The 23,050-nt window shown below is 59.7% G+C and carries 20 protein-coding genes and 1 pseudogene; 10 read left to right on the top strand and 11 right to left on the bottom strand.

Annotated elements, in window-relative coordinates:
- Positions 1 to 455: 455 nt before the first annotated feature.
- Together OC605_RS27345 and OC605_RS27340 are read right to left on the bottom strand one after the other, a co-directional pair.
- Positions 456 to 797: a hypothetical protein gene (locus OC605_RS27345; protein WP_071172017.1), complete on the bottom strand. Its 342-nt coding sequence runs from the start codon at positions 795 to 797 to the stop codon at positions 456 to 458.
- A gap of 85 nt (positions 798 to 882) precedes the next feature.
- Positions 883 to 1,524: a class II glutamine amidotransferase gene (locus tag OC605_RS27340; protein ID WP_051600691.1), complete on the bottom strand. Its 642-nt coding sequence runs from the start codon at positions 1,522 to 1,524 to the stop codon at positions 883 to 885.
- A 167-nt stretch (positions 1,525 to 1,691) separates the two neighbouring features.
- Between OC605_RS27340 and OC605_RS27335 the strand changes: the two genes are divergently transcribed.
- The 3 genes from OC605_RS27335 to OC605_RS27325 all read left to right on the top strand — a co-directional run bounded on the left by OC605_RS27335 (position 1,692) and on the right by OC605_RS27325 (position 3,727).
- Complete coding sequence (locus OC605_RS27335) at positions 1,692 to 1,940, top strand: hypothetical protein (protein ID WP_262140427.1); 249 nt, start codon at positions 1,692 to 1,694, stop codon at positions 1,938 to 1,940.
- Between the two features lie 105 nt (positions 1,941 to 2,045).
- Positions 2,046 to 3,203 (top strand): GGDEF domain-containing protein, encoded by a 1,158-nt coding sequence (locus OC605_RS27330; RefSeq protein ID WP_016774431.1) that lies wholly within the window; start codon positions 2,046 to 2,048, stop codon positions 3,201 to 3,203.
- Positions 3,204 to 3,211: 8 nt separating this feature from the next.
- Positions 3,212 to 3,727 carry a PaaI family thioesterase gene (locus tag OC605_RS27325; protein WP_262140426.1) on the top strand — a complete coding sequence of 172 codons (516 nt, stop codon included), beginning with the start codon at positions 3,212 to 3,214 and terminating at the stop codon, positions 3,725 to 3,727.
- A gap of 298 nt (positions 3,728 to 4,025) precedes the next feature.
- Here OC605_RS27325 and OC605_RS27320 read toward each other — a convergent pair whose 3' ends face one another.
- Positions 4,026 to 6,230, bottom strand: coding sequence for an OsmC domain/YcaO domain-containing protein (locus tag OC605_RS27320; RefSeq protein ID WP_262140425.1), 2,205 nt, complete (start codon positions 6,228 to 6,230; stop codon positions 4,026 to 4,028).
- A 220-nt stretch (positions 6,231 to 6,450) separates the two neighbouring features.
- On the opposite strand from OC605_RS27320, the gene OC605_RS27315 reads away from it, so the two are divergent.
- The gene (locus OC605_RS27315) at positions 6,451 to 9,060 is read left to right on the top strand and encodes an EAL domain-containing protein (RefSeq protein ID WP_262140424.1); all 2,610 of its coding nucleotides are present in this window, start codon (positions 6,451 to 6,453) and stop codon (positions 9,058 to 9,060) included.
- A gap of 3 nt (positions 9,061 to 9,063) precedes the next feature.
- On the opposite strand, the gene cydB is transcribed toward OC605_RS27315, so the two are convergent.
- The 5 genes from cydB to ppk2 form a co-directional block, all read right to left on the bottom strand.
- Positions 9,064 to 10,065: a cytochrome d ubiquinol oxidase subunit II gene (gene cydB / locus OC605_RS27310; RefSeq protein WP_262140423.1), complete on the bottom strand. Its 1,002-nt coding sequence runs from the start codon at positions 10,063 to 10,065 to the stop codon at positions 9,064 to 9,066.
- Positions 10,066 to 10,077: 12 nt separating this feature from the next.
- On the bottom strand, positions 10,078 to 11,451 hold the full coding sequence (locus OC605_RS27305; RefSeq protein WP_262140422.1) for a cytochrome ubiquinol oxidase subunit I: 1,374 nt from the start codon (positions 11,449 to 11,451) through the stop codon (positions 10,078 to 10,080).
- 3 nt (positions 11,452 to 11,454) lie between these two features.
- Positions 11,455 to 11,844: a VOC family protein gene (locus OC605_RS27300; protein WP_262140421.1), complete on the bottom strand. Its 390-nt coding sequence runs from the start codon at positions 11,842 to 11,844 to the stop codon at positions 11,455 to 11,457.
- 23 nt (positions 11,845 to 11,867) lie between these two features.
- Positions 11,868 to 12,083, bottom strand: coding sequence for a hypothetical protein (locus OC605_RS27295; RefSeq protein WP_217863596.1), 216 nt, complete (start codon positions 12,081 to 12,083; stop codon positions 11,868 to 11,870).
- Between the two features lie 661 nt (positions 12,084 to 12,744).
- The gene (gene ppk2, locus OC605_RS27290) at positions 12,745 to 13,560 is read right to left on the bottom strand and encodes a polyphosphate kinase 2 (RefSeq protein WP_262140420.1); all 816 of its coding nucleotides are present in this window, start codon (positions 13,558 to 13,560) and stop codon (positions 12,745 to 12,747) included.
- Positions 13,561 to 13,750: 190 nt separating this feature from the next.
- Between ppk2 and OC605_RS27285 the strand changes: the two genes are divergently transcribed.
- From OC605_RS27285 to msrA, 4 genes are all read left to right on the top strand, one after another.
- On the top strand, positions 13,751 to 15,877 hold the full coding sequence (locus tag OC605_RS27285; protein WP_262140419.1) for a TonB-dependent receptor family protein: 2,127 nt from the start codon (positions 13,751 to 13,753) through the stop codon (positions 15,875 to 15,877).
- A 542-nt stretch (positions 15,878 to 16,419) separates the two neighbouring features.
- Positions 16,420 to 16,881: an NUDIX hydrolase gene (locus OC605_RS27280; RefSeq protein WP_101162349.1), complete on the top strand. Its 462-nt coding sequence runs from the start codon at positions 16,420 to 16,422 to the stop codon at positions 16,879 to 16,881.
- A gap of 35 nt (positions 16,882 to 16,916) precedes the next feature.
- Positions 16,917 to 17,702 carry an enhanced serine sensitivity protein SseB gene (sseB, locus tag OC605_RS27275; protein WP_262140417.1) on the top strand — a complete coding sequence of 262 codons (786 nt, stop codon included), beginning with the start codon at positions 16,917 to 16,919 and terminating at the stop codon, positions 17,700 to 17,702.
- 147 nt (positions 17,703 to 17,849) lie between these two features.
- Positions 17,850 to 18,356, top strand: coding sequence for a peptide-methionine (S)-S-oxide reductase MsrA (gene msrA / locus OC605_RS27270; RefSeq protein ID WP_262140416.1), 507 nt, complete (start codon positions 17,850 to 17,852; stop codon positions 18,354 to 18,356).
- Between the two features lie 54 nt (positions 18,357 to 18,410).
- On the opposite strand, the gene OC605_RS27265 is transcribed toward msrA, so the two are convergent.
- A complete protein-coding gene (locus tag OC605_RS27265; RefSeq protein WP_262140415.1) occupies positions 18,411 to 19,634 on the bottom strand; it encodes an MFS transporter in 1,224 nt (407 codons plus the stop codon).
- A gap of 62 nt (positions 19,635 to 19,696) precedes the next feature.
- Between OC605_RS27265 and OC605_RS27260 the strand changes: the two are divergent.
- Positions 19,697 to 20,687, top strand: a pseudogene (locus tag OC605_RS27260) (cupin domain-containing protein).
- 360 nt (positions 20,688 to 21,047) lie between these two features.
- On the top strand, positions 21,048 to 21,806 hold the full coding sequence (locus OC605_RS27255; protein WP_262140414.1) for an NYN domain-containing protein: 759 nt from the start codon (positions 21,048 to 21,050) through the stop codon (positions 21,804 to 21,806).
- Here the strand turns inward: OC605_RS27255 and OC605_RS27250 are convergent.
- Entirely contained in the window at positions 21,790 to 22,461 is a 672-nt protein-coding gene (locus OC605_RS27250) for a carboxymuconolactone decarboxylase family protein (protein ID WP_262140412.1), read from the bottom strand. The genes OC605_RS27255 and OC605_RS27250 overlap by 17 nt on opposite strands.
- Before the next feature lie 141 nt (positions 22,462 to 22,602).
- On the bottom strand, positions 22,603 to 23,001 hold the full coding sequence (locus OC605_RS27245) for a cyclophilin-like fold protein (protein WP_262140411.1): 399 nt from the start codon (positions 22,999 to 23,001) through the stop codon (positions 22,603 to 22,605).
- Positions 23,002 to 23,050: the final 49 nt, after the last annotated feature.

Raw genomic sequence — 23,050 nt, 5'->3', positions numbered from 1 at the left:
CTCCTACACACGATGAGCGTTAGCTCGAGTAAAGCTTTTGATCCTGGAGCCCGTCGGCAGGCTGAGTGGAGGGATTGATCCGGGGGTGGGAGCGCAGCGACCGTCTGGCGCAGCCAGACACAGCGGAAGGAGGTGCAGCGGAGCAAACCGGAGCCGCTGCGCCCGGATCGATCCCGGAGCGAAGGAACCCCGAGCCCCAGCGAGCGGGCCGAACGTCAGGGCGCAGACCTTTGGTTACTTTGGGGCGTTTGCCAAAGTGACCCGCTGTAAGAGCGGAACCATAAGAAGCCGTTACCGCAGAAACGGATATACACCCCAAACCCAACCAGTCTGGTCGGCCCAAAGGCCGCCACGACCAAAAAAAAACCCCACAACCGAAAACCAGTGTGGGGCGAAAAAATTGGTTGGTTGCGGCCAACCAAAGGAGCTCTGTCAAAACCCGTCAAGCGCTCAGATCAAATACACTCCTGAGCCGCCCGCTCAAAACTCGAAGGCAACAAATTCGACGCCAGCAAATGCCGTTCATAAATGAACACCTTGCCGCCCTTCCCCGCCTTGTATGCCTCCAGCACGTTATCCGCCGAGACCTTGCTCGGCACCACAATCCGATAACTGCGCTGACTCTGCGAAACCGTCGGATTCAACGCACTGCCCTGCAACTTCGGCACCACGCAATCGGCGTACTGCGCTGGCGTCTTGCTGGTCTGCAAGGTCAGGGTCGGATCGTTCGGCGCCGAAGCGCAACCGGCGAGCAACAGGGAAACAAAAGCCATGGCTGGCACGAATAGAGGACGCATCTGGGTAATCCTGAAAATAAAGGTTCGGTTCAACCGGCAACGGTTCGACTTCACGGCGCCGCCGTTGCCATTTACGTTTTAAGAATCAGCTCGACGCCACCAAGGCCTTGAGCGACACATCGAATTGCTTCAGCGCATTGAGTTGCAGGTCACGCTGCTGATTGATCTGCGCGGCGATTTGCGGCGCCGCCTGGTTGTGCACCCAGACCGAAGGCAACTCTTGCTCGATCGCCCCCTCGGCCTTGCCGATGTACTGCAGATCGGCGTCGTAGAACCGTGCAGAGAAGCGCGCCTCGACCAAACTGTTGCGCTGAGTCAGCAAGCGGTTGAACGTGTCGAGCTTGACCACCACGTCCGGATGGGCCTGAACCAGCGCATCGAGGTTGTCGTAGACGGTCACCGAGACGAACTGCTGTTGCAGCGAACTCACCAGCCAGTCGAGGGCCAGTTCCGGGTCGGAGCTGCCGACAAAGGCGTCGCGGATTCGCGAGTCCAGTGCGTCTTTCGCACCGTTCAGCGCCATGTCGTGGTAGCGCTCCAGGTATTGCAGGTTCTGCAACGTGTTTTCGCTCAACAACACACCCACGGTCTGCGTGTGCTGCAACGCCGAGGCGCTGGCGGCGATGGGTTGCAGGTGACACGACCGGGCGTCGTCTGCGTAAGCAGGTGCAGTAACCACCCCGCCCATCAGCAGGGCGATCATTGCCAGTCGAGTCAGAATGTTCATCGCGCAATTTCCTTGAGCTGCGTCTTCGATGGAGGCGATTTTCCGCCGATCGCCGGCAAAGCAGAACTTGCGTTTCTTGATGGTCACTATTACTTCCAGCAATAGTTGCGCGTCGCGCAGACTGATGCACACTGAGCACATTCAAGAAAAATGATGAGGGTCTCGCCTTGAGAACGTTTGATCTGATCCGTGACGCCGTGCTGCCTGAATATCGCGATCGCGTAGCCGAATACCTGATGCAGTACGAAAGCATCCTGCTGGACAAAAACAGCCGCGATGCGCAACTGATCCGCGACACTGCCCAGCAACTGCGCGGTTACCTGCGTGGGCTCAACACCACGCGGGTGCTGGGCATGGCCTATTGGGAAGAGCTCGATCGCCGCGTGGTAAACACCTGGCTAAGCCCGCAAGAGTGACCGCTGGAGCGCCAGTGGTCTGCCCGGCAACACGCCCCCTGCGAAAAACCTGACCAAACGCTTACAATCGCAGGCCTATTGCCATACAGACAGGCCTGCCCGGAAATGCCGCTCGACCCGCCAACGATGCTGACCATCACGATCGCCCTCGCAGCCGCTGCCGCGCTGTACCTGGCGGTCGAGTGGCGCAGCATCCGTGAGCCTTCGCTACTGTTCTGGAGCGCCGGTTTCGCCACCATCACCATCGGTTCCACCCTGGCGCTGCTGCGCAGCAGCGGTTTTCTGCTGCTGGGCATCTGGTTCGCCAACGGCCTGCTGGTGACCGCGCATTTCTTCTTCCTCCTCGGTGTGGCGCGCTTCACCCAGACCCGACTGTCGCCGGCGTGGTACCTGATTTTCGCGACGTGGCTGATCATGTTGATGATGCCGGACGGCCCGCTGTGGTCCAAGGCCATGCTGGTGGCCAACTCGCTGCTGGTGGCGATCCCGACACTCAAGGCCAGTTCGCTGCTGCGCCCGCACGGCAAGTCGTTGAGCGTTGGCGCGGTGCAATTGCGCTATGTGCTGCTCGGCCATGGCATCTTTTATGTGGCCAAGGCTTTGACCGTGGTGATCCCCGGCACACTGATCGATCTGGCGGCGTTTCGCGGCGAGATCATTCAGATTTCGCTGGTCGAAGGCGCGATGGCGATCATGTTGATCGCCCTGTCGATGACCGGCACCGAGCGTTATCGCCGGGAAAAACAGATTGCCCGCCTCGCCGAGCGCGATCCGCTCACGGCCCTCTACAACCGCCGTGCCCTGGAAAAGCGTACGCCTCGCCTGCTGGCCGGTGTCTCCGCGCAAAGACCGGGTGCGTTGCTGTTGATCGATATCGACAACTTCAAACTGGTCAACGATCAGTATGGGCATATCGCCGGCGACCGCTTGCTGATTGCCCTGAGCGAGATGATCCGCGCGCAGCTGCCGCCCCATGCGCTGACGGCGCGGCTGGGTGGCGATGAGTTTCTGATGCTGCTCAACAACGCCTCAGCCGAAGCTATCCTTGAACTGGGCAATGCCTTGCGCGAACAGTTTCTGGCCTTGGCGTCGCACACCTATCCCACGTCCGCCGCGGTGACTTTGAGCATCGGCGCCACCCTGTTCGACAAACCGCCGGCCAGTCTGGCGGCGCTGATCGAACTAGGCGACGCCGCGCTCTATGAGTCCAAACGCGGCGGCCGCAACCGCTTGCGCCTGTCCGGCCTCGCCACTCCAGGATGAACCCAGCCATGTCCAGTCACGACACCCCGCTGCAAGACCTCGCCGCCCCCGAAGGCGTTTGTTACGGCTGCGGCGGCCGCAATCCGCAAGGCCTGCATGTGAAAAGTCGTTGGGATGAGGACGGCAACCACGTCATCGCCGAGCATCTGCCCGAAGCGCAATATTGCGGCTGGCCGGATCTGGTTTACGGCGGGCTGATTGCCATGCTCGTCGACTGTCACTCCAACTGGACCGCCATGGCCTGGCACTACCGCGCAGAAAACCGCGAAGCCGGCAGCCTGCCGCGCATCGACTGCGTCACCGGTAATCTTGGGATCAAGTTCATCAAGCCAACGCCGATGGGCGTACCGCTGCTCTTGCGTGCACGGGTCGAAGGTGAAGTCGGGCGCAAGACCCGGGTGATTTGCGAGGTGTATGCAGGGGAAGTGCTGACAGCGTTGGGTGATTCAGTGTTTGTGCGGGTGGATACGGGGCAGTTGGCGGATGCAGCGCATGGCCGCGAAAGCCAAAGCCCCTCACCCTAGCCCTCTCCCAAAGGGAGAGGGAACTGACCGCAGTGTCTGGTGCAGATACACCGACCTGGGAAACCGAGTCGAACTCAAATCCTGAAAAAACCCTCACCCTAGCTCTCTCCCAGAGGGAGAGGGAATTGACCGCAGTGTCTGGTGCAGATACACCGACCTGGGAAACCGAGTCGAACACAAATTCTGAAAAGCTTGAAAATCGGCTCCCTCTCCCTCGGGAGAGGGCTGGGGTGAGGGGCTGCGGTTCAAGCCACGCAGCCACACTCAAGCCGAAAGCGAAACGTTCGTAGCCAGCTCTTCAGCGCGACAACGCCGCCACACCAGCGCGCGCCGCATGCAGCTTTTTATAGCTGTCAATCAAGCGCAAATGCCGATCCAGCCCTTCCAGCTTCATGCTCGTTGGCGTCAAACCGTAAAAACGCACACTGCCATTCACCGAACCAATCGCCGCATCCATACGCTCGTCACCAAACATCCGGCGGAAGTTGGCCTCGTAGTCTTCCAGCTCGAGATCCTCGTCCAGCTCCATCTCCAGCACTACGTTGACCGCCTGATAGAACAAGCCACGCTCAACGGTGTTGTCGTTGTATTGCAGGAACGCCTCGACCAGATCCTTCGCCTCGTCAAACTTCTGCAGCGCGAGGTAGATCAACAGGCGCAGTTCCAGAATCGTCAGCTTGCCCCATGGTGTGTTGTCATCGAACTCGATGCCGATCAGCGTGGTGATATCGGTGTAGTCATCCTGCTCGCTGCGTTCCAGGCCCTGGACCAGATTGCGCAAGCCAACCTTACTGAGGTTGTGCAGATTGAGGATGTCGGCGCGGAATTGCAGGGCTTTGTTGGTGTTGTCCCAGATCAGGTCTTCGATCGGGTAGATCTCCGAGTAATCCGGCACGAGGATGCGGCAGGCCTTGGCGCCGATGTGCTCGTAGACCGCCATGTAGACTTCCTTGCCCATGTCTTCGAGGATGCCGAACAGGGTCGCGGCTTCTTCGGCGTTGGAGTTTTCGCCTTGGCCTGAGAAGTCCCACTCGACGAATTCGAAATCCGCTTTGGCACTGAAGAAGCGCCACGACACCACACCGCTGGAATCGATGAAGTGCTCGACGAAGTTGTTCGGTTCGGTCACTGCCTGCCCCGAGAACGTCGGCTGCGGCAAGTCGTTGAGGCCTTCGAAGCTGCGGCCCTGGAGCAATTCGGTCAGGCTGCGTTCCAGCGCAACTTCCAGGCTCGGGTGCGCGCCGAAGGAAGCGAAGACGCCGCCGGTGCGCGGATTCATCAGGGTCACGCACATCACCGGGAATTCACCGCCCAGCGAGGCGTCCTTGACCAGCACCGGGAAGCCCTGCTCTTCCAGGCCTTTGATGCCGGCGAGGATGCTCGGGTATTTCTCCAGTACCGCTTGCGGTACGTCCGGCAGGGCCATTTCGCCTTCGAGGATTTCGCGTTTGACCGCGCGCTCGAAAATTTCCGACAGGCACTGCACCTGCGCTTCGGCCAGGGTGTTGCCGGCGCTCATGCCGTTGCTCAGGTAGAGGTTTTCGATGAGGTTCGACGGGAAGTACACCACTTCGCCATCCGACTGGCGCACAAACGGCAGCGAGCAGATGCCGCGCTGGGTGTTGCCGGAGTTGGTGTCGTACAGGTGCGAGCCACGCAGCTCGCCGTCGCGGTTGTAAATGCCGAGGGTGTAGTCGTCGAGAATCTCGCTTGGCAATTCGTCCTTCGGACCCGGCTTGAACCATTTCTCGTCCGGATAATGGACGAATTCGGCGTTGGCGATGTCTTCGCCCCAGAACTGGTCGTTATAGAAGAAGTTGCAATTGAGGCGCTCGATGAACTCGCCCAGCGCCGACGCCAGTGCGCCTTCCTTGGTCGCGCCCTTGCCGTTGGTGAAGCACATCGGCGAATGCGCATCGCGAATGTGCAGCGACCAGACATTGGGCACGATGTTGCGCCACGAGGCGATTTCGATCTTCATGCCGAGGTCGGCGAGGATCTTCGACATGTTGGCGATGGTCTGTTCCAGCGGCAGGTCCTTGCCGGCGATGTAGGTGCCTGCCTGGGAATCGGACTGCGGCATCAACAAGGCCTGGGCATCGGCGTCGAGGTTGTCGACTTCTTCGATGATGAACTCGGGGCCGGTCTGCACCACTTTCTTCACGGTGCAACGGTCGATGGAACGCAGGATGCCCTGGCGATCCTTGTCCGAAATATCGGCCGGCAACTCGACCTGGATCTTGAAGATCTGGTTGTAGCGGTTCTCCGGGTCGACGATGTTGTTCTGCGACAGGCGAATGTTCTCTGTCGGGATGTTGCGCGTGTCGCAGTACAGCTTGACGAAGTAAGCCGCGCACAAGGCCGACGACGCCAGGAAGTAGTCGAACGGCCCCGGTGCCGAGCCATCGCCCTTGTAGCGAATGGGCTGATCGGCGATCACCGTGAAGTCGTCGAACTTGGCTTCAAGTCGAAGGTTGTCGAGAAAGTTGACCTTGATTTCCATGCGGGATTACCAGAATACGGCTAAACGAATGGCGGCCATTATCCGGTTTTTGTGCGGGAAGTCTCGCCCTTTCGGGATTCGCCGCTGGCCGGCGCTGCTGGAAATTCCAACGGATTCGCTACACTTTGAAAAAATCCAGGCGATACCAATAACAACAATCTGAACATTGTGCGCTCGCCATTGTTCTAGATTCAGAAGACACCGGATCAAGGACGAGCACATGGCCGTTACTCTCCCTGCGCAGCCAATCCCCACCCCGCAACGCGCCGTGACCCGGCGCCTGGCCATCGCCGTCGGCGCACTGTTTGTTGCGGGTGTCATCGCCGCGATCAGCACCTTGCTTGGCATCGCCAATACCCTTGACGCGAAGGATCTGGAACAGAACCAGTTCTATTCCGTGCGCGCCGTGGAGAACCGCATCACCACCTCGAAAAACTACATCACCAGTTACGCCTACTGGACCCGCGCCTATGAGGCCTTGAGCGGGCCGATCGACGTCGACTGGGCCTACACTGAACAAAACATGGGCAAAACCATGTTCACGACCGACGGCTATGACGGCGTGTTCGTCCTCGATCGCAATCGCACCAAGTACGCGGTGATTCGCGGGCAGATGCTCGAAACCGACGTGGCCACGGTGCTGCAAGCGCCCGCCTCGACGCTGGTCGAGCAGGTGCTGAGTCAGCCTGATCTGACCAAGCCGATCAGTAGCTATTCATTGTTCGAAGGCTGGCCGGCGCTGATCACCGCTGCCGCGATCATTCCCAACGACGAGCGCCCGCTGGATGAACTGAGAAACACCTCGGTGCTGGTGTTCGTCGACAAGCTGACCCCGACCAAACTGCGCAAGATCGGCAGCGGTTATGGCCTGACGAACCTGACCCTGGTCCCGGATGACACTATTGAAAAAGGCCATCCAAGCGTGCCCCTCGACAGCACCGGCTACAGCCTGGTCGCCGACCTGCAACGACCCGGTCAGCAATTGTTGTGGACGTTGGTGCCGCCGCTCGGCGCGACGTTTCTGGTGCTGATGCTGCTGACGGCATACTTTTTCCGCCACGCCCTGCGCTCTTCGCAATACGTCGACAACAGTATCCATGCCATGCAGGCCTCGAATCAGGCACTCGAGAAAGCCAATCATGCCCTCGAAGCCAGTGAAGAACGCTTTCGCGCCGTGGCCGAAGCGGCGTCGGACTGGATCTGGGAAGTTGATGATCAGTTGGCGCTGACCTATCTGTCGGCGCGCTTCAGCGAAGTCACCGGCTACCCGCAAGCCCTGTGGCTGGGCCAGGACATCGGCGAATTACTGACTTGCGACACCACGCCACTGGAGCTGTGGCTGCGCAAACTCAGCGAAGAAAACAGCGCCGGCGATTTGCGCTGCACTTATCGCGATCACTCCGGGCAGCCGCGCCACTGCCGACTCTCGGCGCGGCCGATTTTCGACAAGGACAGCGTCGTCGGCTATCGAGGTACTGCCAGCGATATCACCGACGAAGTCGCCGCCCATGCGCAGATCCAGCACCTGTCGATGCATGACGCCCTTACCGGTCTGCCCAACCGCAACAAACTGGCGCGTTATCTGGATGAAGTGCTGCTATTGAAAGAGCACTCGCCACCGCTGTCGCTGCTGATGATCGATCTGGACAACTTCAAACCGATCAATGATTCCCTCGGCCATCCTGCCGGTGACGCGGTACTCCAGGAGGTCGCCACGCGTCTGCGCGAATGCACCCGCGAGCACGACCTCGTCGCCCGCCTCGGTGGTGATGAATTCGTCGTGGTACTCAATGGCATGGACAGCCATAACGAGATCGACAAATTCTGCACACGGCTGATCGGCAGCCTGCATCAGCCGATCCTCTACGAACAGCATCCGCTGCATATTGGCGCCAGCATCGGCATCGCCCTGAGTCGTCGGCACGGTTTCGTCGCCAGCGATCTGATCCGCTACGCCGACATCGCGCTGTATCAGGCCAAATCCGACGGCAAGAACACCTGGTGCTATTTCGAAGCGCACATGAGCGACCAGATCCAGACGCGCCGGCAAATGGAAGATGACCTGCGCCATGCGCTCAAGCACAACGAATTCGTCCTGCACTATCAGCCGCGCTACAAGGTCGATGGCAAGCACATCGTTTCGGTGGAAGCGCTGGTGCGCTGGCAGCATCCGACCCAGGGCTTGCTCGGGCCGGACGTGTTCATTCCGCTGGCCGAGCAGACCGACCTGATCGTCCCGCTGGGCCGCTGGGTGCTGCGCGAAGCCTGCGAAACCGCGCTGGAATGGCCCCATGACATTCTGCTGTCGGTCAACCTCTCGCCTGCGCAGTTCGCCCTCAGCGATGTCGTCGAGGATGTTCGTGAAGTGCTGGTGGATACGCGTTTTCCGGCCAGCCGTCTGGAGCTGGAGATCACCGAAAACGTGATGCTCAACGACACCGATGGCGCACTGACCACCATGAATCAGCTCAAGGAGCTCGGCGTGCGTCTGAACATGGACGACTTCGGCACCGGTTATTCGTCGCTCGGTTATCTGCGCGCTTATCCGTTCGACGGGATCAAGATCGACAAGCGCTTCATCGCTTCAATCAGCAGCGGCAGCAATGACCGCGCCGTGGTGCAGGCGATCATCGGCCTGGGCAAGGCGATGGGTTTGACGGTGACTGCCGAAGGCGTCGAGACCGAGGAGCAACTGGCGATTCTCGGCAAGGATCAATGCAACGAGGTGCAGGGCTACTTCATGAGTCGGCCGATCGACAAGGCGGCTTTTGCTGATCTGCTACGAGCTTCGCGACTGTCGCTGGTGAGCAAAAAAGGTCGGGTGACGTGAATCTCAACCATCACTGGCAATGCGGACCTTACCGCTGAATACGCGGAAACCGAAGGTGTTGTAGGCCAGCGTGATGGGGATCAGCACGGCGAATCCGACCAGCATGAAGATCTGGCTGTTGGGGCTTGAGGCTGCTTCGCTCAAGGTCAGATCCGGCGGAATGATGAAAGGAAATAGCGCGACCAGCATCACCGCAAAAGCCAAGACGAAAATGCCCAGTGCGGCGAACAGCGGGATGAAGTCGAAGCGGCTGTGAAAGCCTTTGCTGAATACCCATCCTAGAGCACCAAGGATGAGCCCTGCCGGCAACCACAGCCGAATATCGGCAAGCCGCCGGGCGTATTGCGGCTGCAACGTCGCCGTCCATGCGATCAGCACCAGCAATAACGCCACAACGACCAGCGACAGCACGCGGGCCTCGCGCGCCGAGTGCTGCTGCAGTTCATCAAGGGTGCGCCAGTACAACCAGCACGTCCCCAGCCAGACGTAACCGAGCACCAGCACCAAACCACAGAACACCGGGAACGGATTCAGCCAGTCGCGGCCATCGCCGTGGTACTGACCGCCTTGATGCGCAACGCCTTGCACGAGAGTGCCGAGCACCATCCCCTGAACACACCCGGTCAGCAGCGAAGCCAGCGCCAACACGCCGTCGACGATGCGCTTGCGTCGCTCGTTCGGTGCGTAGTCGCGAAACTCCAGCGCCATGGCCCGCGCGATCAAGGCGAGGAACATCACGATAAAAGGCACGTACAAGGCCGGCAGCAAGATCGCATACGCCAGCGGAAACAACGCCAACAGCCCGCCGCCGCCGAGCACCAGCCAGGTTTCGTTGGCGTCCCACACTGGCAGAATCGACACCGCCATCACCCTACGCTGCTTGCTGCAAGCCGTGAGGCCCATGAGCATGCCGACGCCCAGATCGGTGCCGTCGAGCACCACGTAGTTCATCACCGAGAACGCCAATGCGGCAGCACACAACAGCGTCAGCCAGTCGGTGTCCATGTCTGCGCCTCCTCAGTGCCCGGTTTCGTCGGCCAGGGTGGGCTGCGGCCCGGGTTGATCCTGCTGTGGCGGCTCGCGCAACAGGCGCAGCAATACCCACAGGCCGATGCCGAAGATCAGCAGATAAAACAGCAGAACCAACCAGGTCGACCCGACGACTTGAGCCCTGGACACCGACGACAGACTGTCCGCCGTGCGCATCAATCCGTAAACGGTAAACGGCTGTCGCCCTACTTCGGTGACGACCCAGCCGCTGAGCATCGCCAAAAATCCGGCCGGTGCCAGCAGCACACACGCGCCCACCCAGCGCCGCGCCGTGTACAGGCGATTACGCTTGCGCAGGATCAGGCCGACCACGCCCTGCCCCAGCATCAACAACCCCAGCCCGACCATCAGCCGAAATGCGAAAAACACCGGCGCCACGGGCGGGATGTCCTCAGTCGGGAATTCATCAAGCGCGGCGATGGTGCTGCTCAGGTCATGCTGCAAATACAGCGAGCCGATTCGTGGAATGGCGATTTCCCAATGATTCCGTCGCTCGTCCATATCCGGCCATGCGAACAGCCGTAGCGGCTCCCCTGCCCCTTGAGCCGGGCGCGTCCATGAAGCTTCGATGGCCGCGACTTTCTGCGGCTGGGCTTGCAAGCTGTGTCGCCCATGCAGATCGCCGACGACAATCTGCACCGGCATCAGCAGCGCAATCACCCACAGCGCCATGGAAAATTGCAGCCGAGCACGCGGGTTTTCCGGGGCCTTGCGCAATTGCCAGGCACTGATCCCGGCAATCAGCGTCGCGCTGCCGATGAACACAGCGAGCAGCATGTGCGCCAGGCGATAGGGAAACGAAGGATTGAAGATGATTGCCCACCAGTCCTCGGCGAGGAAACGCCCGTCCGCGCCAATCGAATAGCCGGCCGGGGTTTGCATCCATGAGTTGGCGGAAAGAATCCAGAACGCGCTGATCAGCGAGCCCACCGCCACCGCGCACGTGGCGAAAAAATGCAGACGCGGGCCAACCTTCTTCAGGCCGAAGAGCATGATGCCGAGAAATCCCGCTTCGATGAAAAACGCCGCCATCACTTCATAGAACATCAGCGGACCGAGGACATCACCGGCCTGCACCGACAGCCGCGACCAGTTGAGGCCGAACTGATACTCCAGAATCAATCCCGACGCCGTGCCCACTGCGACATTCAGCGCAAACACTTTGAGCCAGTAGCGATAGACATCCAGATAAACCTGACGCCCGGTCCTCAACCACAACGCTTCCAGCACCATGAGGAAATTCGCCAGACCGATGCTGAACGCCACCAGCACGATGTGAAAGCTGATCGTGATCGCGAACTGAGCGCGGGCGGCCATCAGGGCCGAATCAACAGGCTCCATCCATCAGCCGCTGTAGAACACAGCAAGCTTGTTGCCTTCGGGATCGCGCAGATAGGCCACGTAAAAGTCCGGCGTATAGGCCTCGCGAGTGCCTGGCGCGCCTTCGTCGCTACCGCCATGGTCAAGCCCGGCCTTGTGCACCTGATCGACCTTGTGCCGGGAGTCGGCGCGAAATGCCGGCATCATGCCGTTGCCGGGCGTCGCCGGCTCACCATTGAACGGTTTCGAGATGTGCACACTCCCGGGGCCGTTGGACTTGTCGGCGCAATCGGGCAAGTAGAAACAGTAGTGTTCTTCACGGTCATGCCGGTAGCCAAGCGGCGTCAGGATCGCCTTGTAAAAAGCCGCCGAACGCTCGACATCGTTGGCGCCGATAAACAGATAACTGAGCATGGGATCTCCTCCGATGGCAGCTGTCAGCGCTGTGGCTGTTCCTCGTTCAGGGTAAACACGTTGCCGGCGTCGCGCACCAACTGGCGCCATTCGGCACTGGTGATCAGGCCTTGCTCCTCCATCAGATCTGCAGCTTTGAGCAGTTCGTCGTACTGCTGTTCGGGATCCAGATCGGCCTCGGTCTGCTCCGCCATTTTGCGCCATGCCGCCAGTGATGCCTTTTTTTGCTGATCGAACATACGGGTATCTCCTGAGGGACTTACCCGGTAGAAAAATCAGTGCGACAGAGGTTCAGGGCAGACGACGGATGGACGGTTGATATAGAACTTTTGCGCTCACTCCCACAGAAAAGCAAAAGCAAAAGCAAAAGATCGCAGCCTTCGGCAGCTCCTACAGTTGGATCGCGTACCACCTCAAGAACAGGTCGGCTGTCAGGCCGCCTTCGCGAGCAGGCTCGCTCGCACAAAAGCAAAAGCAAAAGCAAAAGCAAAGCAGCGCAGCTGCCCGCGGCGAAGCCGCCCCACTCAACAATGAGCGCAAGCTCGAGTGCTTTTGATCTTGCTTTTGATCCACCGGCGACGTCGGAAGGCTGAGTGGAGGGATTGATCCGGGCGTGGGAGCGCAGCGACCGTTCGACGAAGTCGAACACAGCGGAAGGAGGTGCAGCGAAGCAAACCGTAGCCGCTGCGCCCGGATCGGTCCCGTAGCGAAGGAACCCGAGCCTGCGAGGGCCGAACGTAGGAGCAAGCCTTTTCGGTTACCTTTTCGGCGTCTGGAAAAGGTGACTCGCCGTAAGGGCGAAACCGCCAGCCGCAACACCAGAAAAAACGGATATACACCCAAAACCCCAAGAGCCTGGTCGGCCCAAAGGCCGCCAAGCCCCCAGAAAACCCGCAAATGTCAAAACCGCTCCGCCACCCGCTTGTACGCATAATCCGGCTCCCGATACTTGCCCGGCTTCTGCCGTTTCGGCAACTCGACCTTGTCGCGCTCAACCTCCTCATAGGGGATGCGACTGAGCAGATCAGTGATGATGTTCAGCCGTGCACGACGTTTGTCGTTGGAATCGGCAACCCTCCACGGCGCCCAATCGGTATCGGTATGCTTGAACATCTCGTCCCGCGCCCGTGAGTAGTCGTACCAGCGGCTGTAGGATTTCAGATCCATCGGCGTCAGTTTCCAGGTCTTGCGCCCGTCATTGATTCGCGCTTCGAGCCGGCGGGTCTGTTCCTCCGGACTGACCTCAAGCCAGTACTTGAGCAGGATCACCCCCGAATCGACGATAGCGTTCTCCACCCAAGGGATCGACTTGAGAAACTTGTCAGCCTGTTCTTCCGTGCAAAAGCCCATGACCCGTTCGACGCCGGCGCGGTTGTACCAACTGCGGTCGAAAATCACAACCTCACCGCCTGCCGGCAGATGCGGCAGGTAGCGCTGCACATGCATCTGGCTCTTTTCGCGATCGGTTGGCGCCGGCAGTGCCATTACCCGGAAAACCCGTGGGCTGACGCGTTCCGTGATCGCCTTGATCACCCCGCCCTTGCCTGCACCGTCGCGCCCTTCGAAAACAATACACACCTTGACACCTTTGGCGATGACCCACTCCTGCAGCTTGACCAGTTCAACGTGCAGCTTGCGCAGCTGTTGCAGATAGTCCTTGTTTTTCAAGCGTGGACGTTCGATTGCCTTTGCAGGTTTCTTCTTGTCTTTCGCCATGAACCTGTCCTCGCGCTTCAACAGCCCGCTGAATTTGTTTATTGACCCGATGGCCCTGATCCGTGAGGTTAGTTCACGCCCGATTGTTTGCCATCGTCGGGCAAAAAAGCCCTGTCGCCATGTGTTTCCTGGGTTTGTTCCGACGTCGCACTGTTCATTGCCCGATCCCCTGTTTGCTGGAGTTTTTTCGATGCCGTCGTCCAAATCATTGCCCACTGCCCTGCTCGGTCTGGCCCTGGCCTGCCCGGTGATGGCCGAGACCCAAGGTCTGGAGCTGGGGCAAGTGCTGATTTCGGCAGATGAGCGCAGTGGCAGCGATGCAGCGGTCGAAGAAGCGCGGGAACGCCTTGAGCAGGTTCCCGGCGGCGCCAACGTGGTCGACATGCGCCAGCCGTTGCAGGGCCGTGTTGCCAGCAATCAGGATGTGCTCGCCTATCAGCCGGGGGTGTATGCGCAGTCGGCGGGCAACGAAGGCGTGAAGATTTCCATCCGCGGTTCAGGCATCAACCGTGCACCCGGCGCCCATGCGTCGGGGCTGTACACGATGCTGGATGGCTTGCCCCTCACCGGCCCCGGCGGCACGCCGTATGAATTGCTTGAGCCGTTGTGGGTCGACCATGTCGAAGTCCTGCGCGGCGCCAACGGCTTCGATCGCGGCGCGCTGGCGCTGGGTGGCGCAATCGATTACGTCAGCCACACCGGTTACACCGCGCCGAAGCTGCAAGTGCGCTACGCCACTGGCAGCCATGGCTATCAGCAGCGCCAGATCAGCTCCGGGCAAGTATTGGGGGATTTCGATTACTACGTGTCCTTGACCGAGGCCAATGCCGACGGCTATCAGGACCACACCGCCAGCGAGAGCAAAGGCCTGATCGCCAACTTCGGCTATCGCTTCAACCCGAACCTGGAAACCCGCTTCTATTTTCGCTACCGGGAAACCGACAACGACCTGGCCGGCCGCGTGACCAAGCATTCCATCGAACACAGCCCACGGGCAGCCAACCCGGCGTATGTGGCCCGCGATGACAGCCGCAAGCAGCCCGGCAGTACCTTCATCGGCAACAAGACCACGTTCTATCTCGATGACGATTCGAGCATCCAGACCGGCCTCGCCTACCACGACTATCCGATGGATTTGCGCGAAGGCCCGAACCGCCTGAAGGTGGCTTATACCGACGTCAATGGCACCTTCGATTACAAGCGCCGCGACACGCTGTACGGTATGGAAAGCCGCAGCAACGTCGGCCTGCGCGTGACCAAGCACCTGCCCAACGACGGCGCCAGCGAGTTCGTGCGCATCCCGAGTGGCAACACCGCCAGCTATGCCCCGGGCACGCGGATGCGCAATTTCACTTACCAGGGTTCGGATACCGTGCTGCATTTTGGTAACGACCTGGAAATCGCTGACGACTTCTGGCTGACCACCGGCCTTGCCGCCATCTACACCCGCCGCGAAAGCGCCGTGACCTATCCGCAGGGTGGCGGCAAGACCAGTCTCAGCGATTGGGACTATGCTCCTCGCATCGGCCTGCGCTACCAGATCACCCCGGACGTGCAAGTGTTCGGCAACCTCAGCCGCTCCGTCGAAGCACCGCACCCGTGGTCGCTGATCTACAGCTCCAATGTGCGCTTCCCTGCAGGCAACGGCGCCGCCACCGGCACCCAGCGCGATCCGGTCGAACTGCAAAACCAGACTGCAACCACTCTGGAACTCGGCGGCCGTGGCGACAGCAAACTGGGCGATTGGAGCCTGGCCTGGTACTACGCGCAAGTTCGTCACGAACTGCTCTCGGTACTGCCGGACGCCAACGCCGTCACGCCCTACGAACTCAACGCCAGCCCGACCGTGCACCAGGGCATCGAGGCCAGCCTGAACAGCAAACTCTGGACCGCCGCCGACGGCCGCCAGCTGAGCTTGCGCCAGGCCTACACCTTCAGCGACTTCCACTACCGCGACGACGAACGCTTCGGCGACAAACGCCTGCCGGGCCTGCCAATGCATTATTACCAAGGCGAACTGCGTTACGACTGGCCGCAGGGTTTCTTCGCCGCCGTGAACACACAATTGGTGTCCAAAGTTGCCGTGGACTACGCCAACAGCTACTACGCCGACCCCTACGCCCTGTTCGGCGCCACGCTGGGCTACAACGCGCCGAAGGGCGACTGGCAAGGCTGGGTCGACATGCGCAACCTGACCGGCAAGCGTTATGCGGCAACGGTCACGCCGGGGTATGACGACAAAGGTCTGGATGCTGCGCGGTCGACTCCGGGTGAAGGGATGGGGGTTTATGTTGGGGTTTCGTGGAGTTTGTTGTGAGGCCTGTTGGCTGTAGACGGACAACTCCAGCCAATCTGCACTACGCTGGCTAGCGATATGAGACAGCTTGCGGAAGGTTCGCTCAATGACAGTCTGCTGCCCTGATTGTGGGTTCACCACCGATAACCTTCCGCCCACGCATAAATGCCCTGAGTGCGGAGAGTTTTCCCACGATTGGTTGATTTACGACTGGGAAGAATTTGTTGCGATCAAACGTCGGCACATCAGGTGCAACGTCGCGATGCTTGGGGCATTGCTGATCAATGTGCTTCTGGCCCTCGCGCTTCAGTCCAGCAATGCTTTCCAGTGGTTTCTGACGCTATTGGCGATACCGGCGATCATCAGCTGGCTTCGTTGTCGCAGACAATTGCGGGCGAGGTCAGCGTATAAAGGCCACGAAACTGGAGTGGTTTTTCCGTGGTTTAGCGGGTTGGGTGGTCTTTAATGGCTGTGCAATAAGGAGCTCTTGCCAGCCCGACGTCCTCTTGCAATACGAATCCGAAACGCAACAAGCAGTGGCAAGCCCTTCAAGGAAGATGTAGATGCGCGAACGCAACGCAGCACGATTACTGGTCATAAGTCCTTCGCAAGAAGTCCTGCTTTTCAGATTCATCCATGAAAACGGCGCCTTGGCCGGCAGAAATTACTGGGCAACCCCAGGAGGCGGCCTTGAAAGCGGCGAAACGTTCCATGACGCTGCGATACGTGAGCTGCTTGAGGAAACCGGCATAAAGGCCAGTGCCGTTGAGGGGCCTGTAGCACACCGGGATTTTCCCATGCTATTACCCAGCGGCGAGACTGTACTCGCAGTCGAACAATATTTCGTCGTGCACGCACCCAGCGAACGGCTTTCCAGAACCGGCTGGACTCTGCAAGAAACCGAGGTCATGGTCGATCATCGTTGGTGGTCCGCTGAATTACTACGTGGCACCGATGATCAGATATGGCCCGAGAGGCTGGATGAAATGCTGGTGAATGAAGGCATCTTCGAACCGGCCAGGTAATCATCGTTTTCCATAGAAAATAACGGATTAGTCTCATGGATACTTCCCAAGAAAACCCATTGGAAACATCACTCCGGCTGGCCGCGGACGAACCCGCGCATCGCCCTGAGTTCTATCGAACCCTGCTGGACTCGACCGTCTACATCCTCGGCACCGCCGGTGCGGCGCAAGGTCATGTCAATCTCGAGGTCGGCAGCAATATCAGCATCGCTCATTGGCAGAAGCCCGATGGCACGCCGGTCATTCCGTTCTTCTCCTCGCTGCAAACGCTGCAACAATCCATCGACAGCGAGCAGAGCTATGTGGAGATACCGGCCCGATCATTGTTCGAAATCACGCTGGGCGCGCTGCTCTTTCTGAATCCGAAGTCGCCGTACGGCAAGGAATTCCTTCCGGAGGAAGTGCAACGCCTGCTCTCAGGCGAAATCGGCCGGCCCGCCACGCAGCGCACCGTTGAAAAAGAAACCAACGTCTTGCTTGGACAGCCTTCGGACTACCCATCGACGATGGTCCATTCGCTCTCGCAACTGCTGGCCAAACACTCCAATGTGAAACGCGCGTTCCTGGCGCTGATGCACGACGCCTCGGTTGATGAAAAACCGCACCTGATCGTCGGCATCGAAGCGGATGGCGATATCGAACAGGTCATGCGCGAAGCCGGCAATGTCGCTGCGGACACAGCCCCTGATGGCGGGCCGGTTGATTTTTGCCGCGTGCTGACGGGACAAGCCGGGCTGAGTGATTACTTCCTCAGGGAGACCAAACCGTTCTACGAACGCAAGTCACCGGGCAAGCTGCGTTCGTTCTTTGGCTTTGGTTGAATACGTACTGACGAACATCGCAGTCGACTGCACGTCGCTTGATCAGGTGGCCAGTGGTCGATTCTGATGAGCGTAACCTTGGATTCTCTCAACCCGCCCTCATAACAGTGGGTATCCCCACATCGTCTTCGAGAGGAAGCACACACCATGACCACTCAAACCGAAACTGCCATTCTCGCCGGCGGCTGCTTCTGGGGCATGCAGGATTTACTGCGCCGCTACCCGGGTGTGCTGAACACCCGCGTCGGCTATACCGGCGGCGATGTGCCGAATGCGACCTATCGCAATCACGGCAACCACGCCGAAGCCATCGAAATCGAGTTTGATCCGGCCGTGATCAGCTACCGACAGATCCTCGAGTTCTTCTTCCAGATCCACGACCCGAGCACGCCCAACCGTCAAGGCAACGATCTTGGCCCGAGCTACCGCTCGGCGATCTACTACCTCAACGAAGAGCAGCGTGCCGTCGCTGAAGACACCGCCGCCGACGTCGATGCATCGAAGCTGTGGCCGGGTCGAGTAGTAACGGAAATCGAACCGGCGGGGCCGTTCTGGGAAGCGGAACCCGAGCATCAGGATTATCTGGAGCGGATTCCGAATGGCTACACTTGCCACTTCATCCGGCCTGACTGGAAACTGCCGAAGCGCGGTTGAAGAGACGGGATCGGCGGGGCTTCAGTGCTTCGCCACCGCCCCGCCCTGATCAACTCACAAATGCACTGGCAAAGCCGCTGAGCCCGGCTCCGGCACATCGACATTGACCTTTAGTGCAATCAGCAGCGCGGCCAGCAACATCAGAATTCCAGCCGCTACAAACACGCCATTGATACCGCTGAAACTGAACACCGAACCGCCAGCGGCGGCGCCTGCGGCAATCGCCGACTGCACCGATGCGACCACCATCCCGCCTGCGCTTTCGGCCTGATCGGGTATCGAGCGCGCCACCCAGTTCGACCATGCGACCGGCACGCCACCAAAGGCCATCCCCCACAGCGCCAAGAGCAACGCCTGCCCGGTGACCGACGCCGGTAACCCGACCAACGCCAGAGCAGCAACGCCCACCAACACTGGCATCAGCACCAACGTTGCCCTTGGATTGCGCTGCAACAGCCAGCCGGCGAACAGCGTGCCGGCAAAGTTCGCCACGCCGAAACCGAGCAGCATCAGTGCCAAGGTCTGCGGGCCGACGCCGATGGTGCTTTCCAGAAATGGCCTGATGTAGGTGAACAACGCGAAATGGCCGGTATGCACCAATACACAGCCGAACATGCCGACGGCAATGCCCGGTCGCAGCAACACCTCGAGCACCGTACGCAGGCGTGACGGACGATGCGGCGCCAGACTGGGTAGCGTGAACATCTGAAAGACCAGCGTCACCGCGCCCACCGCTGCTGCTGCGAAAAACGCACTGCGCCAGCCAAACTGGCCGCCGAGATAGCTGCCTAACGGCACCGCCACCACGGTACCCACGGCGATCCCGCTGAAGATAATCGACAACGCGCGGGGCAGCAGCGCCGCCGGCACCAGGCGCATCGCCACAGCCGCCGCCATGCTCCAGAATCCGCCGAGGGCTATGCCCAAAAGGATGCGCATGATCAGCAACACTGCGAGGCTGGACGACAGCGCCACCAGCAGATTCGAAGCAATCATCAGTGCCGAAAAGCCGAGTAATACCAGCCGCCGATCAAGGCTGCGCGTCAACCCGGGCACCAGCAATCCGGCAAACAGCGCGACCACCGCAGTCACCGTCACCGCTTGCCCTGCCAGCGCTTCGCTGACGCCGAGATCGAGCGCCATCGGCGTCAGCAGGCTGGCCGGCAGATATTCCGCCGTGAGCAGACCAAACACACCCATCGCCAGCGAAAACACCGCCATCCAAGCAGGCACCAGCGGCTCCCCTTCAGTTCGCCCATCACCTACACGTTCATTCATTTCAAGACTCCCTCGGACATTTCGAGAGGGCAGTCTATTGACGGCAAACCGGATGATCTATGATGCTCAGTCTTGAACTTTTGATCGAAACCCCGAACATGAGCAGCACGGATCCCTTTTCACTGTCATCAGACCTGATCACTGAATTGCTGCGCAGCATGCGTCTGCGTGGCGTGCAATATCGGCGGATCCACGCCGGTGCGCCGTATGGTCTGGGTTTCAGCGACAAGCCCGGCCATGCGTATTTCCACTTCGTCGCCGCTGGATCGACGGTATTGCGACTGGAGGACGGCAGCCTGTACGAGTTGTCAGCAGGCAATGCGGTATTCATTGCTCATGGTGCCGCGCACCAGTTGCTGTCACACGCCGGAGCTGAAGTGCAGGACATTGACAGCGCCGTCGCCGCGCCACTCGGCGATACGGTCTGCGCGGTGCAGGTCGGTCACAGCGCCGATTCGCCCGATAGCGCCCTGCTCTTCAGTGGCTGTATGGAGTTCGAGCTCGGCAGCCTGCAAGGCCTCGGTCGGCTGATGCCGGGTCTTATGCTGATCGACGCCGGCGGCCAGCGCTATCCGGGCCTGATGCCGATCCTCGCGACCATGGAACGCGAAGTCAGCGCCGCGCGCATCGGCTTCGCCGGCATTCTCGCGCGCCTTGCCGACGTAGTGGCGGCAATGATTGTTCGTGGCTGGGTCGAATGCGCTTGCGGCAATGCCTCCGGTCTCGTCGCCGCTGCGCGACCCACGCCTGGCGCAGGCCTTGCTGGCCCTGCACCAACAACCGGGGCGCGACTGGAGCGTCGCCGAACTCGCAACGCTGTGCAACACCTCACGCTCGGTCTTCGCCGAACGCTTCCAGACCACCCTCGGCACCCCGCCGCTACGCTACGCCACCGAACTGCGCATGCGCCTGGCCAGTCAGTGGCTTACCCTGGAAAGACTGCCAATCGAAGAAGTGGCGCAGCGGTTGGGCTACACCTCCCAAGCGGCCTTCAGTCGTGCGTTCAAGCGGATAACGGGAAGCTCGCCGGGAGCGAGTCGGCGCCAGCGCTGAAGACGAGAATCGCCGTAACAGAGCCGCTCTCATTATGTGCCCCCCCCCCGGATTCTGCCCAACACCGCGCTCGCCCGCTCACGGATAACCGAGCCTACGAGACACAGCGCTTTTGCCTACAAATCTTACGGAAGTCGCTGTCTTGCCCGCTTACCCTCCGCAATTTATCGTTTCCCCGTCGCCACCTGAGAGTTGAAAGCGCTGGGCACATTCGACTTTGTGCAAACAGGTCAGACGAAAAAGGTGTTGTTGACGTATCCGTCACTCCTACCTAATCTGCTCCCATCCCGCCCAAGGCAGTACGCCGTTCTAATCATCCAGAACGTGCCAAACCCTTGGGCGTTTTTTTAGGTAAAAAACATGCCCACTGCGGTGTTAGTCGATGGCGCCTTTTTCATCAAACGTTTTCGACGAATCGAACCTCAAAACGCCTTCAACGCTGAACGCGCGGCCGATCTGGTCCATCGATGGGCAACCGCCCACCTCCTCAATAAAACCTTGACCCGTCCAACGGGCGCCATTCGAGAGCTACGACAACGAGCCAGGAAAGAGCTTTACCGTATCTTCTTTTATGATTGCCCACCACTGGACACCAAACAGCACAACCCAATAAGCAAAAAAGCTGTGGATTTTTCCAGGTCCAGGGAGGCGGCATTTCGCAAAGAGCTGCACTCCAGACTGCGAAGTAAACGTAAGCTGGCGTTACGACTTGGACATCTGTCGAAGGATGTCAGATGGACCATCAAACCCGCAAAAATCGCTGAGCTGTTGAAAGGCAAAATCCAGATGACTGACCTTATGGAAAATGACGTCAGTATTGAGACCCGTCAAAAAGGTGTCGATATGCGGATCGGCATTGATGTCGCGTCGCTGTCCTTTAAACAGCAGGTCGATCAGATAGTGTTGATAGCAGGCGACGCAGACTTTGTTCCAGCCGCAAAAATGGCAAGGCGAGAAGGTGTGGACTTCATTCTCGATCCGATGTGGCAGAGCATTCCCGATAGCTTGATGGAGCACATAGACGGTTTGCGCTCAACATGCCCCAAGCAGCCGCTTCGTGAAAATAAGGCGGCGATCTTGGAGATGCAGCAACCAGGTTCAGTCATTGGTGAGAAATAATGGTACTGGTATCCCCGTCTACTTCAGCCCCCAATTTCCCCAGCCCCGCGCCCACCCGCTCAGCAGCCTGCAAATCCCCACGCGCCTCCAACTCCTGCGCTACTTGCAGCAACTGCTCAACCGTCAATCCCAAGTTCAGACTGATCTTCAAATGCGACTCCAGCTGCGATTCCACCCCAGCCATTGCCGCCAGCGCGCCAACCGTCGCCAGTTCCCGATCCGTCCATGCCAGGTTGTCGCGGGCGAAGATGTCGCCGAACAAGTGCACTTTCAGAAACTGATCGATCGCCGGGGCGAATTCGAACAGTGGGCCGGACACTGGCGCACCGACCAGACGAGTCTGATTGTCGGTGCCGAGTTCGGTGAGCGCATATCCCGACGGAACCGGACCCGGCTCGCGTCCCGGCACGTCTTCGATGCCCCGAGCAGCGCGTTCCTGCAAAACCTTCATCAGCAAGGACAAGGCGTTGAGGCTGCGCGGGAAGCCGGCGTAGGCGTACAGCTGCACCAGAATTTCCTTGGTCTCGCTGATGCTCAGCCCGGCATCAAGACCACGATTGAGTGCGTCGTGCAAACGCGGCATGTCGCCGATGGCAGCGTTGGCGGCAATCGGGGCGATCGCCAGTTGTCTAAGCGTCAGAGGCTGTTCTTGCATGATCGGTTTCTCCGGTGATCGGGAAGGATTGGCGCAGAGGGGATTCACGCAGGCTGCACTGGCGAGGACCGCGCAGCCGAGGGCGACGATGCGCAAAAGACGCCCTTGATTTAACGATTTCTGGTTCATCAATGACTCTCCTCACTCATGCAGAGTGAACGTCACCCGCACATCGCCACGCCCCAAGACTTCGGCCAAGTCCTGCGGCCGGTCGATGCGACCAAGACGCGAATAGCGGTAGGACGAATCGAAGGTTTTGTAGAAGACCACCAACGTATCGTCGCCATACAAAAGGAAATCGCCGTTGTGGATCGTGCCCGGCCGGTAGGGCTGGGTGGGCAATGGCGGCTGCACGGTGGCGTATTTTTCATTGCCGTGCAGGTCGGTCATTTCCAGGCTCAGCGGCAATCGCGTGAGCAATTGCCGCGTACTCGGGTTGTCCTCCAGAGCAATGGCAAAACGCTGTTCTCCGACGGTCATCCACATCGTGCTGGCCTCCATAGCGGTCGGTGCAGACAGAGCAACGGGCAGCCATGCCATCAGTACGAATCCCTTCCAGCCGTTGGCAAAAAACCGCATCGCTTTGCTC

This window comes from Pseudomonas sp. Marseille-Q5117, assembly GCF_946901175.1.
Taxonomy (GTDB): domain Bacteria; phylum Pseudomonadota; class Gammaproteobacteria; order Pseudomonadales; family Pseudomonadaceae; genus Aquipseudomonas; species Aquipseudomonas iranensis.
This window is presented reverse-complemented; position numbering and strand designations above follow the sequence as displayed.

Excerpts from the sequence above, each read along its gene's own strand:
- OC605_RS27345 (WP_071172017.1), bottom strand. The coding sequence starts at position 797 with ATGCGTCCTCTATTCGTGCCAGCCATGGCTTTTGTTTCCCTGTTGCTC.
- OC605_RS27340 (WP_051600691.1), bottom strand. The coding sequence starts at position 1,524 with ATGAACATTCTGACTCGACTGGCAATGATCGCCCTGCTGATGGGCGGG.
- OC605_RS27330 (WP_016774431.1), top strand. The coding sequence starts at position 2,046 with ATGCCGCTCGACCCGCCAACGATGCTGACCATCACGATCGCCCTCGCA.
- OC605_RS27325 (WP_262140426.1), top strand. The coding sequence starts at position 3,212 with ATGTCCAGTCACGACACCCCGCTGCAAGACCTCGCCGCCCCCGAAGGC.
- OC605_RS27320 (WP_262140425.1), bottom strand. The coding sequence starts at position 6,230 with ATGGAAATCAAGGTCAACTTTCTCGACAACCTTCGACTTGAAGCCAAG.
- OC605_RS27315 (WP_262140424.1), top strand. The coding sequence starts at position 6,451 with ATGGCCGTTACTCTCCCTGCGCAGCCAATCCCCACCCCGCAACGCGCC.
- cydB (WP_262140423.1), bottom strand. The coding sequence starts at position 10,065 with ATGGACACCGACTGGCTGACGCTGTTGTGTGCTGCCGCATTGGCGTTC.
- OC605_RS27305 (WP_262140422.1), bottom strand. The coding sequence starts at position 11,451 with ATGGAGCCTGTTGATTCGGCCCTGATGGCCGCCCGCGCTCAGTTCGCG.
- OC605_RS27300 (WP_262140421.1), bottom strand. The coding sequence starts at position 11,844 with ATGCTCAGTTATCTGTTTATCGGCGCCAACGATGTCGAGCGTTCGGCG.
- OC605_RS27295 (WP_217863596.1), bottom strand. The coding sequence starts at position 12,083 with ATGTTCGATCAGCAAAAAAAGGCATCACTGGCGGCATGGCGCAAAATG.
- ppk2 (WP_262140420.1), bottom strand. The coding sequence starts at position 13,560 with ATGGCGAAAGACAAGAAGAAACCTGCAAAGGCAATCGAACGTCCACGC.
- OC605_RS27285 (WP_262140419.1), top strand. The coding sequence starts at position 13,751 with ATGCCGTCGTCCAAATCATTGCCCACTGCCCTGCTCGGTCTGGCCCTG.
- OC605_RS27280 (WP_101162349.1), top strand. The coding sequence starts at position 16,420 with ATGCGCGAACGCAACGCAGCACGATTACTGGTCATAAGTCCTTCGCAA.
- sseB (WP_262140417.1), top strand. The coding sequence starts at position 16,917 with ATGGATACTTCCCAAGAAAACCCATTGGAAACATCACTCCGGCTGGCC.
- msrA (WP_262140416.1), top strand. The coding sequence starts at position 17,850 with ATGACCACTCAAACCGAAACTGCCATTCTCGCCGGCGGCTGCTTCTGG.
- OC605_RS27265 (WP_262140415.1), bottom strand. The coding sequence starts at position 19,634 with ATGAATGAACGTGTAGGTGATGGGCGAACTGAAGGGGAGCCGCTGGTG.
- OC605_RS27255 (WP_262140414.1), top strand. The coding sequence starts at position 21,048 with ATGCCCACTGCGGTGTTAGTCGATGGCGCCTTTTTCATCAAACGTTTT.
- OC605_RS27250 (WP_262140412.1), bottom strand. The coding sequence starts at position 22,461 with ATGCAAGAACAGCCTCTGACGCTTAGACAACTGGCGATCGCCCCGATT.
- OC605_RS27245 (WP_262140411.1), bottom strand. The coding sequence starts at position 23,001 with ATGGCATGGCTGCCCGTTGCTCTGTCTGCACCGACCGCTATGGAGGCC.